At 74.0% G+C, this 15961-nt stretch carries 13 protein-coding genes; all 13 read left to right on the forward strand.

Features of this window, described 5'->3' with window-relative positions; all coding sequences use genetic code 11:
• Window positions 1–26 precede the first annotated feature (26 nt).
• The 13 genes from ACZ6KF_RS06800 (at window position 27) to eboE (ending at window position 15939) form a co-directional block, all read left to right on the forward strand.
• On the forward strand, window positions 27–1208 hold the full coding sequence (locus ACZ6KF_RS06800) for an ROK family transcriptional regulator (RefSeq protein WP_356636472.1): 1182 nt from the start codon (window positions 27–29) through the stop codon (window positions 1206–1208).
• A gap of 173 nt (window positions 1209–1381) precedes the next feature.
• Entirely contained in the window at window positions 1382–2899 is a 1518-nt protein-coding gene (locus ACZ6KF_RS06805) for a sugar ABC transporter ATP-binding protein (protein ID WP_469237571.1), read from the forward strand.
• Entirely contained in the window at window positions 2896–3918 is a 1023-nt protein-coding gene (locus ACZ6KF_RS06810) for an ABC transporter permease (RefSeq protein WP_469237573.1), read from the forward strand. The genes ACZ6KF_RS06805 and ACZ6KF_RS06810 overlap by 4 nt, the downstream gene beginning before the upstream one ends.
• 17 nt (window positions 3919–3935) lie before the next feature.
• Window positions 3936–4997 carry a substrate-binding domain-containing protein gene (locus ACZ6KF_RS06815; protein WP_356636478.1) on the forward strand — a complete coding sequence of 354 codons (1062 nt, stop codon included), beginning with the start codon at window positions 3936–3938 and terminating at the stop codon, window positions 4995–4997.
• 94 nt (window positions 4998–5091) lie between these two features.
• Window positions 5092–6321 carry a Gfo/Idh/MocA family protein gene (locus ACZ6KF_RS06820; protein ID WP_356636480.1) on the forward strand — a complete coding sequence of 410 codons (1230 nt, stop codon included), beginning with the start codon at window positions 5092–5094 and terminating at the stop codon, window positions 6319–6321.
• Window positions 6322–6348: 27 nt separating this feature from the next.
• Window positions 6349–7347 (forward strand): sugar phosphate isomerase/epimerase family protein, encoded by a 999-nt coding sequence (locus ACZ6KF_RS06825; RefSeq protein ID WP_469159835.1) that lies wholly within the window; start codon window positions 6349–6351, stop codon window positions 7345–7347.
• 96 nt (window positions 7348–7443) lie between these two features.
• Window positions 7444–9987 carry a PQQ-dependent sugar dehydrogenase gene (locus tag ACZ6KF_RS06830; RefSeq protein ID WP_469159834.1) on the forward strand — a complete coding sequence of 848 codons (2544 nt, stop codon included), beginning with the start codon at window positions 7444–7446 and terminating at the stop codon, window positions 9985–9987.
• Between the two features lie 196 nt (window positions 9988–10183).
• Entirely contained in the window at window positions 10184–11335 is a 1152-nt protein-coding gene (locus tag ACZ6KF_RS06835; RefSeq protein WP_469237575.1) for an inositol-3-phosphate synthase, read from the forward strand.
• The gene (locus ACZ6KF_RS06840; protein WP_469159832.1) at window positions 11332–12324 is read left to right on the forward strand and encodes an SCO3242 family prenyltransferase; all 993 of its coding nucleotides are present in this window, start codon (window positions 11332–11334) and stop codon (window positions 12322–12324) included. The genes ACZ6KF_RS06835 and ACZ6KF_RS06840 overlap by 4 nt, the downstream gene beginning before the upstream one ends.
• Window positions 12321–13271: a sugar phosphate isomerase/epimerase family protein gene (locus ACZ6KF_RS06845; RefSeq protein ID WP_356637501.1), complete on the forward strand. Its 951-nt coding sequence runs from the start codon at window positions 12321–12323 to the stop codon at window positions 13269–13271. The genes ACZ6KF_RS06840 and ACZ6KF_RS06845 overlap by 4 nt, the downstream gene beginning before the upstream one ends.
• Complete coding sequence (locus ACZ6KF_RS06850) at window positions 13268–13918, forward strand: EboA domain-containing protein (protein ID WP_469159830.1); 651 nt, start codon at window positions 13268–13270, stop codon at window positions 13916–13918. The genes ACZ6KF_RS06845 and ACZ6KF_RS06850 overlap by 4 nt, the downstream gene beginning before the upstream one ends.
• A complete protein-coding gene (locus ACZ6KF_RS06855; RefSeq protein ID WP_469159829.1) occupies window positions 13918–14766 on the forward strand; it encodes a TatD family hydrolase in 849 nt (282 codons plus the stop codon). Before ACZ6KF_RS06850 ends, ACZ6KF_RS06855 begins: the two co-directional genes overlap by 1 nt.
• A gap of 3 nt (window positions 14767–14769) precedes the next feature.
• A complete protein-coding gene (eboE, locus tag ACZ6KF_RS06860) occupies window positions 14770–15939 on the forward strand; it encodes a metabolite traffic protein EboE (RefSeq protein ID WP_469237577.1) in 1170 nt (389 codons plus the stop codon).
• The last annotated feature ends 22 nt before the right edge of the window (window positions 15940–15961 follow it).

The following is a 15961-nucleotide window of genomic DNA, read 5'->3' on the forward strand; positions in this document are numbered from 1 at the left end:
GAGGCGGGGAGGGGATCGTGAGACGCATGACGGCGCGACCCGCGAACGCCCACCAGGCCAGGCTGCTCAAACTGCTGCGCGACGGAGGTCCCAACTCCCGCGCGCAGCTCGGCGATCAGGTCGACCTCTCCCGGTCCAAGCTGGCCGTCGAGGTGGACCGGCTGCTGGAGACGGGCCTGGTGGTGGCCGACGGACTCGCCGCCTCGCGCGGCGGACGCCGGTCGCACAACATCCGGCTCGCCCCCAACCTCCGGTTCCTCGGTGTCGACATCGGTGCGACCTCCATAGACGTCGCGGTCACCAACGCCGAGTTGGAGATCCTGGGGCACATCACCCAGCCGATGGAGGTGCGCGAGGGCCCGGTCGCGGTCTTCGAACAGGTCCTGGCCATGGCCGCCAAATTGCGGGCCTCGGGGCTCGCGGAGGGCTTCGACGGCGCCGGCATCGGCGTCCCGGGGCCGGTCCGCTTCCCCGAGGGCGTCCCCGTGGCGCCGCCGATCATGCCGGGGTGGGACGGCTTCCCCGTGCGGGAGGCGCTCAGCCAGGAACTCGGCTGCCCGGTCATGGTCGACAACGACGTGAACCTGATGGCGATGGGGGAGATGCACGCGGGCGTCGCACGCTCCGTGGGCGACTTCCTCTGCGTCAAGATCGGTACCGGCATCGGCTGCGGCATCGTCGTCGGCGGCGGCGTCCACCGCGGCGCGACCGGCTCGGCGGGCGACATCGGGCACATCCAGGCCGTGCCCGACGGGCGCCCGTGCGCCTGCGGCAACCGCGGCTGCCTCGAAGCCCACTTCAGCGGCGCGGCGCTGGCCCGCGACGCACTGGAGGCGGCCCAGCAGGGGCTTTCGGTCGAACTGGCGTCCCGGCTGGACACGGCCGGCACGCTCACCTCGGCCGACGTCGCCGCCGCTGCCGCCGCGGGCGACCCGACCGCCCTCGACCTGATCCGCGAGGGCGGCAACCGCACCGGCCAGGTCATCGCCGGCCTGGTCAGCTTCTTCAACCCCGGCCTGGTGGTGATCGGCGGCGGGGTGACCGGCCTCGGCCACACCCTGCTCGCCGCGATCCGCACCCAGGTCTACCGCCAGTCCCTGCCGCTGGCGACGGGCAACCTGCCCATCGTCCTGGGGGAGCTTGGCCCCACCGCCGGTGTCATCGGCGCGGCCCGGCTCATCAGCGACCACCTGTTCTCCCCCGCGTAGCCCCACGAGCGCGACCCCTCGCGCCTCGCCCTCCGGTACCGCACCTCGCACAGCACAGCTCCGCCCTGCCCAGCCCCACCCGCCCCACCAGCCACACCCAGCCCGGGCTCCGCCCCCCCCGCTGCCCCGTCCTGCCCTGAAACGGCCCCGCACGTCTGCCAAGGGGAACCCACATGGCATCAGACACACCCCTGCTCAGCATGTCCGGCATCACCAAGTCGTTCCCCGGCGTCCGCGCCCTGGACGGCGTCGACCTCGACGTCCAGGCCGGTGAAGTGCACTGCCTGCTCGGCCAGAACGGCGCCGGGAAGTCCACGCTCATCAAGGTCCTCGCAGGCGCCCACCAGCCCGACGGCGGCACCATCCGCTGGCGCGGCGAACCCGTCGTCCTGCGCTCGCCCATCGCCGCGATGCGTCTCGGCATCGCCACCATCTACCAGGAACTCGACCTGGTGGAGCACCTGTCGGTGGCCGAGAACGTCCACCTCGGCCACGAGCCCACCGCCGCCGGCTTCGTCGTACGGCGGCGGACGGCTCAGGCGTCCACCGCTCAGCTCCTCGAACGCCTCGGGCATCCGGAGATCGACCCCGGCCGGCTGGTCGGCGAACTCTCCGCCGCCCAGCAGCAGATCGTCTCCATGGCGCGGGCCCTGTCCCACGACGTGCGGCTGATCGTGATGGACGAGCCCTCCGCCGCGCTCGACCCGGACGAGGTCGACAACCTCTTCCGCATCGTCGGCGACCTGACCGCGGACGGCGTCGCCGTCGTCTACATTTCGCACCGGCTGGAGGAGATCCGGCGCATCGGCGACCGGGTGACGGTGCTCAAGGACGGCCGGGCCGTGGCGGGCGGGCTGCCCGCCGAGTCGACCTCGACCCGCGAGGTCGTGGCGCTGATGACGGGCCGCAACGTCGAGTACGTCTTCCCCGAGCGGCCCGCCGAACCGGCTCGCGGCGAACCGCTGCTGGAAGTGCGGGGCCTGGCCCGCGAGGGCGAGTTCGAGGCGTTCGACCTGACCGTGCGGCCCGGAGAGATCGTCGGCCTGGCGGGACTGGTCGGCTCGGGGCGCTCGGAGATCCTGGAGACCATCTACGGGGCCAGGAAGCCGACGGCCGGTCAGGTCGTCGTCGCGGGAGAGGCGTTGCGGCCCGGCAGTGTGCGCGCGGCCGTGCGCGCCGGCCTCGGGCTCGCCCCCGAAGAGCGCAAGGCGCAGGCGCTGCTGATGCTGGAGTCCGTCACCCGCAACGTCTCGGTCTCCTCCCTGTCCCGCTTCTCCCGGGCCGGCTGGATCGACGGGGGCGCCGAACTGCGTGCCGCGCGGGAGGCGACCCGCGAACTGTCCCTGCGGCCCGACAACCCCTCCGTGCCCGTCCGCACGCTCTCCGGCGGCAATCAGCAGAAGGCGGTCCTGGCCCGCTGGCTGCTGCGCGGCTGCCGGGTCCTGCTGCTCGACGAGCCGACCCGGGGCGTCGACGTGGGGGCCCGCGCCGAGCTGTACGCGGTCGTCCGGCGCCTCGCGGACGAGGGCCTCGCCGTGCTGCTGGTCTCCAGCGAGGTGCCCGAGGTGCTCGGCCTCGCCGACCGCGTGCTGGTGCTGCGCGAGGGCCGTGTCGTGCACACCGCCCCCGCCCGTGAGCTCGACGAACACCGCGTACTCGACCTTGTGATGGAAGGAAGCCCGGCGTCATGACGCAGCCCGTCTCCCCGCCGCGGGGCGGCACCGGCAAGGTGCGGCCGGCCGGCGGCCAGTCCCCGGCCTGGCGTGAGAAGTTGTTCCGCGCCGACGTGCGCACCCTGTCCCTGCTGGGCGTGCTCGCCGCGCTGATCTTGATCGGCGGCATCACCAAGCCGGACGAGTTCCTGGACACCCGCAACCTCCAACTCGTCCTCACCCAGGCGTCGGTGATCGGCGTGGTCACCGTCGGCATGACCTTCGTCATCACCTCCGGCGGCATCGACCTGTCCGTCGGCGCCATCGTCGCCCTCGCCTCCGTGTGGGCCACCACCGTCGCCACCCAGGAGTACGGCTTCGGCGGCATCCTCTTCACCGCCGTGGTCGTCGGCCTCGGGTGCGGACTGGTCAACGGACTGCTCATCGCTTACGGCGGGATGGTGCCGTTCATCGCCACCCTCGCCATGCTGGCCTCGGCGCGCGGCCTCTCCCTGCAGATCACCGACGGCAAGACGCAGATCGTCACCGTCGGCTCCGTCCTCGACCTCGGCGAGCGCGATGCGTACGTGCTCGGCGTCCCGCCGCTGGTCCTGGTCTTCGCCGTGGTCACCGTCATCGGCTGGCTGGTGCTCAACCGCACGACCTTCGGACGCCGCACGGTCGCCGTCGGCGGCAACGCGGAGGCGGCCCGGCTGGCCGGCATCGACGTCCGCCGCCAGCGGCTCTACCTGTACCTGCTGTCCGGCCTGTGCAGCGGCATCGCCGCCTTCCTGCTGATCATCCTGTCCGGCTCCGGCCAGAACACCAACGGCAACCTCTACGAACTCGACGCCATCGCCGCCGCGATCATCGGCGGCACCCTGCTCAGCGGCGGGCGCGGCACCATCACCGGCTCCGTGCTCGGCGTCCTGATCTTCACCACGATCACCAACATCTTCGCCCTGAACAACCTGCAGAGCGACGTCCAGCAGATCGCCAAGGGCGCGATCATCGTCGCCGCCGTGCTGGTCCAGCGCCGTACCGCGAGCACGACCTGAGGAAAGGGTTCACCGCCATGACACAACTCCCCACGCGACTCACCTCGCGCAGAGGCATGCTCTTCGGGACCGCCGCCGTCTCGGCCGGCGTCCTCCTGTCGGGCTGCACGAGCAACGAGCCCTCCGACTCGGGCGACGGCGACAAGGCCGCCGACAACCAGCCCGCCGCCGAGGACAAGCCGGGCAAGCCGGTCACCATCGGCTTCGCCGGCCCGCAGGCCGACCACGGCTGGCTCAACGCCATCAACGACAACGCCAAGAGCCGCGCCGAGAAGTACCAGGACGTCACGCTGGAGATCACCGAGGGCTCCAACGACACCGCCCAGCAGATCGGCCAGATCGAGACCCTCATCAACAAGAAGGTCGACGTGCTGGTGGTCCTGCCCGCCGACGGCAAGGCCCTCACCCAGGTCGGGCTCAAGGCCATGCGGGCCGGCATCCCGGTCGTCAACCTGGACCGCATCTTCAACACCCCGCAGGCGTACCGCTGCTGGATCGGCGGCGACAACTACGGCATGGGCCTGAACGCCGGGCACTACATCGGCGAGAAGCTCAAGGACAAGCCCGACGCCCGGGTCATCGAGCTGGCCGGCCTGGACAACCTGGAGCTGACCCAGCAGCGCACGCAGGGCTTCGACGACGCGCTGAAGAACTACCCCAACATCAAGAAGGTCGCCCGCCAGGCCGCCGAGTTCACCGTCGAGTCCGGGCAGGCCAAGATGGCCCAGCTGCTGCAGGCGCAGTCGAAGTTCGACGCCCTGTGGAACCACGACGACGACCAGGGCGTCGGCGCCCTGCGCGCCATCGAGCAGGCCGGGCGCGACGACTTCCTCATGGTCGGCGGGGCGGGCTCGCTCGCCGCCTTCCAGGCCATCAAGGCCGACAGCGGCGTCCTCAAGGCGACCGTCCTGTACCCGCCCACCATGGCCGCCTCCGCGATCGACCTCGCCCGCGCCCTCGGCCAGGGCAAGGGCGTCGGCGGCATGGCCGAGTACGAGATCCCGGCGTCCATCACCCTCTACTCGGCCGTCGTCGACAAGACCAACGTCGACCAGTACATGTCCACCGGCTTCCAGTGAGGCGTCCCGTACGACGGCCCGGCACGGCGGCGCGGACAGGCCCGCCGGCCGGGCCCCACCCCCATCGCGCCACGACGACGAGGAGGACATCCCCATGGGACAGCCGCAGCAGGCAGCAGAAGCGGAGAGCGAAAACGCGGCGCGCGCGCCCGAACGGCCGCCGCTGCGCGTCGGCATGGTCGGCTACGCCTTCATGGGCGCCGCCCACTCCCAGGGCTGGCGCACCGCGGGCCGCGTCTTCGACCTGCCCCTGAGCCCGGTGCTGGCCGTGATCTGCGGACGGGACGCGGACGCGGTGCGCGCCGCCGCCGACCGGCACGGCTGGGCGGCGGCCGAGACCGACTGGCGGGCCCTGGTCGAACGGGACGACGTCGACCTGGTCGACATCTGCACCCCCGGCGACAGCCACGCCGAGATCGCCCTCGCCGCGCTCGCCGCGGGCAAGCACGTGCTGTGCGAGAAGCCGCTGGCGAACACCGTCGAGGAGGCCGAGACCATGACGGCCGCCGCCGAAGAAGCCTACGCACGCGGCCAGGTGGCGATGGTCGGCTTCAACTACCGCCGGCTGCCCGCCACCGCGCTGGCCCGGCGGATGGTGGCCGAGGGTCGCGTCGGCGCCCTGCGGCACGTCAGGGTGTCGTACCTCCAGGACTGGCTGGTCGACCCGCAGGCCCCGCTGACCTGGCGGCTGCGCAGGGAACTCGCCGGCTCCGGCTCGCTCGGCGACCTCGGGGCGCACATCGTCGACCTCGCCCAGTACCTGGTCGGGGAGCGGCTCGCCGGGGTGTCCGCGGTCACCGAGACGTTCGTCCGGGAGCGCCCGCTGCCCGACGGCGCCGCCCGCGGGCTGTCGGCGGGCTCGGCCGGCGGCACCGGGCAGGTCACCGTGGACGACGCCGCCCTGTTCACCGCCCGCTTCCCGTCCGGCGCGCTCGCCTCCTTCGAGGCCACCCGGTACGCCACCGGCCGCAAGAACGCCCTGCGCATCGAGCTCAACGGGGAACGCGGCTCGCTCGCCTTCGACCTGGAGCGCCTCAACGAGCTCTGGTACCACGACGGCACCGAGCCCGGCGCCCACGCCGGCTTCCGCCGCATCCAGGTCACCGAGCCCGACCACCCCTACCTGGAGGGCTGGTGGCCGCCGGGCCACGGACTCGGCTACGAGCACACCTTCGTCCACCAGGCCCGCGACCTGGTGCACGCCGTCGCCGAGGGCAGCCGCCCCGAACCGTCCTTCGCCGACGGACTCCAGGTGCAGCGGGTGCTCGCGGCGGTGGAGGAGAGCGCCGAGAAGAACTCCGTCTACACGCCGATCGCGGTCTGAACCACCGTCCTGACGAGGAGCTTTCCCATGCCGCGCACCTTCACGCTGTTCACCGGCCAGTGGGCGGACCTTCCCCTGGAGGAGGTCTGCCGGCTCGCCCGGGACTTCGGCTACGACGGTCTCGAACTGGCCTGCTGGGGCGATCACTTCGAGGTCGACAAGGCCCTCGCCGACCCCTCGTACGTCAAGGGCCGCCACCAGCTGCTGGAGAAGTACGGCCTGAAGTGCTGGGCCGTCTCCAACCACCTGGTCGGCCAGGCCGTCTGCGACGCCATCATCGACGAGCGCCACCGCGCCATCCTGCCCGACCGCATCTGGGGCGACGGCGAGCCCGAGGGCGTGCGCCGCCGCGCCGCCGCCGAGATCGCCGACACCGCCCGCGCCGCGGCGGCCTTCGGCGTGGACACCGTCATCGGCTTCACCGGCTCGGCCATCTGGCACCTGGTCGCCATGTTCCCGCCCGCCCCCGCGTCCATGATCGACCGCGGCTACGAGGACTTCGCCGAGCGCTGGAACCCCATCCTGGACGTCTTCGACGCCGAGGGCGTGCGGTTCGCCCACGAGGTCCACCCCAGCGAGATCGCCTACGACTACTGGACCACCCACCGCGCCCTGGAGGCCATCGGCCACCGGCCCGCCTTCGGCCTCAACTTCGACCCCTCCCACTTCGTCTGGCAGGACCTCGACCCGGTCGGCTTCCTGTGGGACTTCCGCGACCGGATCTACCACGTCGACTGCAAGGAGGCCCGCACCCGCCTCGACGGCCGCAACGGCCGCCTCGGCTCCCACCTGCCCTGGGGCGACCCCCGCCGCGGCTGGGACTTCGTCTCCGCCGGACACGGCGACGTCCCCTGGGAGGACGTCTTCCGCATGCTGCGCTCCATCGACTACCAGGGCCCCATCTCCGTCGAGTGGGAGGACGCCGGCATGGACCGCCTCCACGGCGCCCCAGAGGCGCTGGCCCGGCTGAAGGCGTACGACTTCGAGCCGCCGGCCGCCTCCTTCGACGCGGCGTTCGGCAACTGAGGCACCGACCTTCGCACGACCCCACCGGGGTGGCGGCGCGCTCGCCCCGGTGCAGGCACCCGCCCCGTACAACCCGCCCCTTTTCCGGAGGCACACGTGCACGGGAACGACCGCACCACCGGCAAGGAAGGCACCACCCGCAACGACCGCACCCCGCGCAGGCAGGGCGCCACCCGCGGCACCCTCCGCCGCTCCTTCCGCAGAACCGTCGCGCTGCTGACCGGCGCGCTGCTCGCGGGAGCGTCCCTCACGCTCGCCGCGCCCCCGGCCACGGCGGCCGACGGGGCCGACGACGGGGCGGCGGTGACCGCCGAGGACTTCCAGCAGGTCACCCTGGCCAAGGGCGAGGCGGAGGTCGGCGAGCCCATGTCGCTCGCCGTGCTGCCGGACCGTTCCGTCCTGCACACCTCGCGCGACGGCGAACTCCGCCTCACCGACGCCGCCGGCAACACCCGCCTCGCCGGCAAGCTCGACGTGTACTCCCACGACGAGGAGGGACTCCAGGGCATCGGCGTCGACCCCGGCTTCGCCGACAACCGCTTCGTCTACCTCTACTACGCGCCCCCGCTGGACACCCCCGCGGGCGACGCGCCCGAGACCGGCACAGCCGCCGACTTCGCCCCCTTCGACGGCGTCAACCGGCTCTCCCGGTTCGTGCTGAGGACGGACGGCACCCTCGACCTCGCCAGCGAGAAGAAGATCCTCGACGTGCCCGCGACGCGCGGCATCTGCTGCCACGTCGGCGGGGACATCGACTTCGACGCCGCCGGCAACCTGTACCTGTCGACCGGCGACGACTCCAACCCGTTCCAGTCGGACGGTTTCACCCCCATCGACGAGCGGGAGAACCGCAACCCCGCCTTCGACGCCCAGCGGACCTCCGGCAACACCAACGACCTGCGCGGCAAGATCCTGCGCATCAAGGTGAACGCCGACGGCTCCTACTCGATCCCCGAGGGCAACCTCTTCCCGCCGGGCACGGACCGGACGCGGCCCGAGATCTACGCCATGGGCCTGCGCAACCCGTTCCGCTTCAGCGTCGACCAGGAGACCGGCGTCCTCTACGTCGGCGACTACGGCCCCGACGCCGGCGCCGCCGACCCGGAGCGCGGACCGGCCGGCCAGGTCGAGTTCGCCCGCGTCACCGGGCCCGGCAACTTCGGCTGGCCGTACTGCACCGGCGACAACGACGCCTACCGCGACTACGACTTCGCGACCGGCGTCTCCGGAGCGGCCTTCGACTGCGCCGCCCCGAAGAACACCTCGCCGAACAACACCGGCCTCACCGACCTGCCGCCCGCCCAGCCCGCGTGGATCCCCTACGACGGCGGCTCCGTGCCCGAGTTCGGCTCCGGCTCCGAGTCCCCGGTGGGCGGCCCGGTCTACCACTACGACCCCGCCCTCGACTCACCGGTGAAGTTCCCCGAGGCCTACGACGGCGACTTCTTCGCCGGCGAGTTCGGCCGCCGCTGGATCAAGCGGATCACCAGCGACGCCGACGGCGCCGTCCAGGCCATCAACGACGTGCCGTGGACCGGCACCCAGGTCATGGACATGGCCTTCGGCCCGGACGGCGCCCTCTACGTCCTCGACTACGGCCTCGCCTGGTTCGGCGGCGACGAGAACTCCGCCCTCTACCGCATCGAGAACGCCACCGACGGCCACTCGCCCGTCGCCCAGGCCGCGGCGAACCGCACCTCCGGCCAGGCCCCGCTGCGCGTCTCCTTCTCCTCCGCCGGCACCACCGACCAGGACGGCGACGCCCTCACCTACAGCTGGGACTTCGGCGACGGCGCCACCTCCACCGCCGCCCACCCCACCCACCGCTACCGCGAGAACGGCACCTACACCGCCACCGTGACCGCCAAGGACCCGACCGGCCGCACCGGCAGCGCCAGTGTGCGGATCGTCGTCGGCAACACCGCGCCCACCGTGGTCCTGGAGACCCCGAAGGAGGGACAGCTGTTCTCCTTCGGCGACGCCATCCCGTTCCGGGTCCGCGTCACCGACCCCGAGGACGGCAGGGCCGTCGACTGCGCCAAGGTCAAGGTCACCTTCGTCCTCGGCCACGACTCCCACGGCCACCCGCTCACCTCCGCGAGCGGCTGCTCCGGCACCATCCGGACCAGCGCCGACGGCGGTCACGACGAGAACGCCAACATCTTCGGGGTGTTCGACGCCGAGTACACCGACGGCGGAGGCGGCGGCCAGGCCCCGCTGACCACCCACGACCAGAACGTCCTCCAGCCCCGGCACCGCCAGGCCGAGCACTTCGGCGACAGCGCCGGCGTCACGGTGATCACCAAGGACACCGCGCACGGCGGCCGTACCGTCGGCGACGTCCACGACGGCGACTGGATCTCCTTCGAGCCGTACCTCCTCGCCAACGCCGAGAGCGTCACGGCGCGCGTCTCCTCCGGCGGCGCGGGCGGCACCCTGGAGATCCGCGCCGGCTCGCCCGCCGGCACCCTGCTCGGCAGGGCCGCGGTGCCGGCGACCGGCGGCTGGGACGTCTTCCGGGACGTCACCGCGGACCTGTCCTCGGCGCCCCGCGGCACCACCACGCTGTACCTGGTGTTCAAGGGCGCCGGCCCCGGCCCGCTGTTCGACGTGGACGACTTCACCTTCACCACCGGCTGAGCCGCCCACCCCCCGGTACGACCGGCACCGGGCCCTGAGCGGCGGCGGGCGGGAGACGCCGGACTCCCGCCCGCCGCCATCCGGTGCCGGTCCTGTCCCTTTCCGGCCGTCCAGCTCCGATCTTGTCCGGTTCTGATCTGTACCGCTCCGTTCCGCTCCGGGTTCCGTTACGACGCGATCGACAAGGAGGCTGCCCATGTCCGCGTCCGTTTCCCCCGCCAGCCCAGGCGCCCGCGTGGGCGTCTGGCTGATCGGCGCCCGCGGCTCCGTCGCCACGACCGTCGTGGCCGGCTGCGCCGCCGTGACCGCCGGGCTCCACCCGCCCACCGGCATGGTCACCGAAACCCCGCTCTTCGAGGGCTGCGCCCTGCCCCCGCTGTCCTCCCTGGTCTTCGGCGGGCACGACGTCGAAACCTGCCCGCTGCCCAAACGCGCCGAGGCCCTCGCCGCGGGCGGCGTCCTCCCGCCCGGCCTGCCCGCGGCCGTCGCCGCCGAACTCGCCGCCGCCGACGGCGAGATCAGGCCAGGCGGCCCCACCCCCGGCGACACCCGCACCCCGGACGACCTGATCGCCGACTTCACCGCCGCCCTGCGCGACTTCCAGCGGCGCCACGACCTCGCCCGCACGGTGGTGGTGAACGTCGCCTCCACCGAACCGCTGCCGCACGGCGACGCCCTGCCGCCCAGCTCCCTCTACGCCGCGGCGGCCCTGCGCGCCGGCTGTTCCTACGTCAACTTCACGCCCTCCACCGGCCTGCACCACCCGGCGCTCGCCGCCGAGGCGGCGGCCACCGGTCTGCCGTACGCCGGACGCGACGGCAAGACCGGGCAGACGCTGCTGCGTTCGGTGCTGGGCCCGATGTTCGCCCAGCGGGCGCTGACCGTGCGCGCCTGGTCCGGCGCCAACCTGCTCGGCGGCGGCGACGGCGCGGCCCTCGCCGACCCGGCCGCCGCCGCGGCGAAGAACGCCGGCAAGGAACGGGTCCTCGCCGACACACTGGGCGTCACCCCCGAGGGCGAGGTCCACATCGACGACGTACCCGCGCTCGGCGACTGGAAGACAGCCTGGGACCACATCGCCTTCGACGGCTTCCTCGGCAACCGCATGATCCTCCAGACCATCTGGCAGGGCTGCGACTCCGCCCTCGCCGCCCCGCTCGTCCTGGACCTGGCCCGGCTGACCGCCCGCGCCCACGAGGCAGGCCTCGGCGGCCCCCTCGCCGAACTGGCCTTCTACTTCAAGGACCCGGTGGGCCAGGCGCCCGCGGCGCTCGCCGAGCAGTACCGCCGACTGGCCGTGTTCGCCGAGCGGCTGCGCGCCGCCGCCGGGACGGGGGAGGGCCGGTGAACGGCGGCCGACGCCGGGCCTGGGCCGAACTCCTGCGGCTGCCCGCCCTGTTCACGGTCCCCGGCGACGCCCTGGCCGGCGCCGCCGCGGCGGCCGCGCGCCCCGACGCGCGCACCCTGCTCGCCATCGGTTCCTCCCTGTGCCTGTACGAGGCCGGCATGGCCCTCAACGACTGGGCTGACCGTGCGGAGGACGCCGTGGAACGCCCGCACCGCCCACTGCCCTCCGGCCGCGTCCGGCCCGCCGCCGCGCTCACCGCGGCCTGCGGCCTCACCGCCGCCGGGCTGGCCCTCGCCGCCCGCGCGGGCCGCCCCGCCCTCGCCGTCGCCGCCCCGCTCGCGGCGACCGTCTGGGCGTACGACCTCGCCCTCAAGCACACCCCCGCCGGACCCGCCGCCATGGCCGCCGCCCGGGGCCTGGACCTCCTGCTCGGCGCGGCGGCCACCACGGGCCGCACCCGCGAGGCCCTGCCCTCGGCCGCGCTCCTGGGCGCGCACACCCTCGCGGTCACCGCCGTCTCCCGCCGCGAGACCCAGGGCGGCGCGGCCCTGCCGCCGCTCGCCGCCCTCGCCACCACGGGCCTGCTCACCCATCTGGTGACACGCCACCCCTCCCGACTCCCGGCGGGCCGGCGGGCAGCAGCCGCCCCCGGTCCGCCGGGGCCCGAGCGGGTGCCGCCGCACGAGACGGCGCGCCCCGTCCGGCGGCCCACGCCGCGGCACGGCACCGCGAGCCTCCCCGCCTCCCTGCCCACCCTGGGCACCGCTCTCGCCGCCGCCTACGCCGCGACCGCCGCCCGCCCCTACCTGCACGCCGCCCTCAACCCGTCGCCCCCGCTCACCCAGCGCGCCGTGGGCGGCGGCATCCGCGCCACCATTCCCCTCCAGGCCGCCCTCGCAGCCCGTGCCGGCGCGGGCGTCACCGCCCTCGCCGTCGCCGCCCTCGCCCCCCTCGGCCGCCGGTACGCGAGAAGGGTGAGCGTCACATGACCACCGCGCCCACCCCGCAGCCGGCGCCCCTCCGGTTCGGCTACGGCACCAACGGCCTCGCCGACCTCCGGCTGGACGACGCCCTCGGCCTGCTCGCCGACCTGGGATACGACGGCGTCGGCCTGACCCTCGACCACATGCACCTCGACCCGCTCGCCCCCGACCTGGCCGCCCGCACCCACTGGGCCGGCCGCCGCCTGGAGGCCCTCGGGCTGACCGCGACCGTGGAGACCGGCGCCCGCTACGTGCTCGACCCGCGCCGCAAGCACGGCCCCTCCCTGCTGGACCCGGACCCGGACGACCGGGCCCGCCGCACCGACCTGCTGGTCCGCGCCGTCCGCGTCGCAGCCGGCCTCGGCGCGCACGCCGTGCACTGCTTCAGCGGCATCACACCCCCCGGCACCGACGAGGACACCGCCTGGCGACGGCTCGCCGACGGCCTCGGCCCCGTCCTGGACGCCGCCACCGCCGCCGGCGTCCCGCTCGCCGTCGAACCCGAGCCCGGCCACCTCCTCGCCACCCTGGACGACTTCCACCGCCTGCGCGGCCTGCTCGGCGACCCCGAGCCGGACGGCCCGCTCGGACTCACCCTGGACATCGGCCACTGCCAGTGCCTCGAACCCCTCCCGCCCGCCGACTGCGTACGCGCCGCAGGACCCTGGCTGCGCCACGTCCAGATCGAGGACATGCGCCGCGGCGTCCACGAGCACCTCCCCTTCGGCGACGGCGAGATCGACTTCCCGCCGGTCCTCGCGGCGCTGGCCGCCACCGGATACCAGGGCCTGACCGTGGTCGAACTGCCCCGCCACTCCCACGCCGGCCCCCACTTCGCCGAACGGTCCCTGCCCTTCCTGCGGCAGGCGGCACGGGCGGCGGGAGTGGCGGTGACGGCCGGCGCGGCCGACGCGACGCAGCGGCCGGCGACCCCCCAAGGGAGCACCTCATGAACAACCCCACGCTCGACGGAGTGCGCACCCGTCTCGAAGCCCGCCTCCCCGGCGCCGCCCGCGCCTGGCTCGACCAGGCCCTCGACGAGGCCGCCGCCCACCCCGGGGCCGAGGGGCCCGTCTCCGTGTGGGAGCTGCGCCTCGCCGAGGCCGGGCGGCGGTGCGGCGACGAGCACGCCGACGCCGCCCGCGTGCTGATCCTCGCCGCCGCCCACGCCGACCCGCCCGCACTGCGCCGCGTCTACGGCCGGGGCACCGCCGCCGAACGCCGCGCCGTACTGCACGCCCTGCCGCACCTCGTGCCGGGCCCGGACGCCCTCCCGCTGGTCGAGGACGCCCTGCGCACCAACGACACCCGGCTCGTCGCCGCCGCCGTCGGCCCGTATGCCGCCCGGCACCTGGACGCCCACGGCTGGCGGCACGCCGTCCTGAAGTGCCTGTTCACCGGGGTGCCCCTCACCGAGGTGGCCGATCTGGAGGAGCGCGCCCGCGGGGACGCCGAACTCGCCCGGATGCTCGGCGACTACGCCGCCGAACGCACCGCCGCGGGCCGTCCCGTACCCGCCGACCTGGACCGGGTGCTGGCCCTGACCGAGTCCGCCCGCGCCCCGCACGGCACGGACACCCCCCACGGCAAGGATTCCTGATGCGTATCTTCGATCCCCACATCCACATGACGTCGCGGACCACCGACGACTACGAGGCGATGTACGCCGCGGGCGTGCGCGCGGTGGTGGAGCCGTCGTTCTGGCTGGGCCAGCCCCGCACCTCGCCGGCCAGCTTCCTGGACTACTTCGACTCCCTGCTGGGCTGGGAGCCGTTCCGCGCCGCCCAGTACGGCATCGCCCACCACTGCACGGTCGCCCTGAACCCCAAGGAGGCCAACGACCCGCGCTGCGTGCCGGTGCTGGACGAGCTGCCCCGCTATCTGGTCAAGGACCAGGTCGTCGCCGTCGGGGAGATCGGCTACGACTCGATGACCCCGGCCGAGGACACCGCGCTGGCCGCCCAGCTGCAGCTGGCCGCCGACCACGGTCTGCCCGCCCTGGTGCACACCCCGCACCGCGACAAGCTCGCCGGACTGCGCCGCACCCTCGACGTGGTGCGCGAGTCCGACCTGCCGGTGGAGCGGGTGCTGGTGGACCACCTGAACGAGACCACGGTCGAGGAGGCCAGGGACAGCGGCTGCTGGCTGGGTTTCTCCGTCTATCCGGACACCAAGATGGACGAGGAGCGGATGGTAGCCGTCCTGCGCGCGTACGGGCCGGAGCGGGTGCTGGTCAACTCCGCCGCGGACTGGGGCCGCAGCGACCCGCTGAAGACCCGCAGGGTCGGCGACCTGATGCTGGCCGAGGGTTTCTCCGAGGACGACGTCGACCGGGTGCTGTGGCGCAACCCCGTCGATTTCTACGGGCTCAGCGGGCGGCTGAACCTCTCCGTCGCCGAGACGGGCGCCACCCACGAGGGCAACTCCATTCTGCGCGGCGGGGAGTGAGCGATGCGCTTCCGCCATCCGGACGGCACCACCGTCCACCTCGCCTACTGCACCAACGTGCACCCCGCCGAGACCCTCGACGGCGTCCTCGCCCAGCTCCGGGACCACTGCGAACCCGTCCGCCGCCGCCTCGGCCGCGACCGCCTCGGCATCGGCCTGTGGCTCGCCAAGGACGCCGCCCACGCCCTCGTCACCGACCCGGCAGCGCTGCGCGCCCTGCGCACCGAACTCGACCGGCGCGGCCTGGAGGTCGTCACCCTCAACGGCTTCCCCTACGAGGGCTTCGGCGCCGGCGAGGTCAAGTACCGCGTCTACAAGCCCGACTGGGCGGACCCCGAACGCCTGGAGCACACCACCGCCCTCGCCCGCCTCCTCGCCGGACTGCTGCCCGACGACGTCGCCGAGGGCAGCATCTCCACCCTCCCGCTCGCCTGGCGCACCGCCCGCGACCCCGGACGCGACGACACCGCCCGCACCGCCCTGCGCACCCTCGGCGAACGCCTCGACGCCCTGTGCGACCTGACCGGCCGCTCCCTGCGCGTCGGCCTCGAACCCGAACCCGGCTGCGTCGTCGAGACCACGGGCGACGCCATCGCCCCGCTCACCGCCGTCGGCCACGACCGCATCGGCATCTGCGTCGACACCTGCCACCTCGCCACCTCCTTCGAAGACCCGGACACCGCCCTGGACGCCCTCGCCCGGGCGGGCGTCCCCGTCGTCAAGTCCCAGCTGTCCGCCGCCCTGCACGCCGAGCGCCCCCGCCTCCCCGAGGTCCGCGAGGCCCTCGCCGCCTTCGACGAACCCCGCTTCCTGCACCAGACCCGCACCCTCACCGCTACCGGACTGCGCGGCACCGACGACCTCGGCGAGGCCCTCGCCGGCCACGCCCTGCCCGACGACGCACCCTGGCGCGCCCACTTCCACGTCCCCCTGCACGCCGCCCCCGCCGCGCCCCTCACCTCCACCCTCCCCGTCCTGAAGACCGCCCTGGCCCGGCTCGTCGGCGGCCCCCGCCCGCTCACCCGCCACCTCGAGGTCGAGACCTACACCTGGCAGGCCCTCCCGCCCGAGCTGCGCCCGCGCGCCCGCGCCCAGCTCACCGACGGCATCGCCGCCGAACTGACCCTCGCGCGTGACCTGCTGACCGATCTCGGCCTCAAGGAGCTGCCATGACCCGCCCCGAGGGCCCCACCCC

The organism is Streptomyces sp. NPDC046379 (assembly GCF_055587785.1).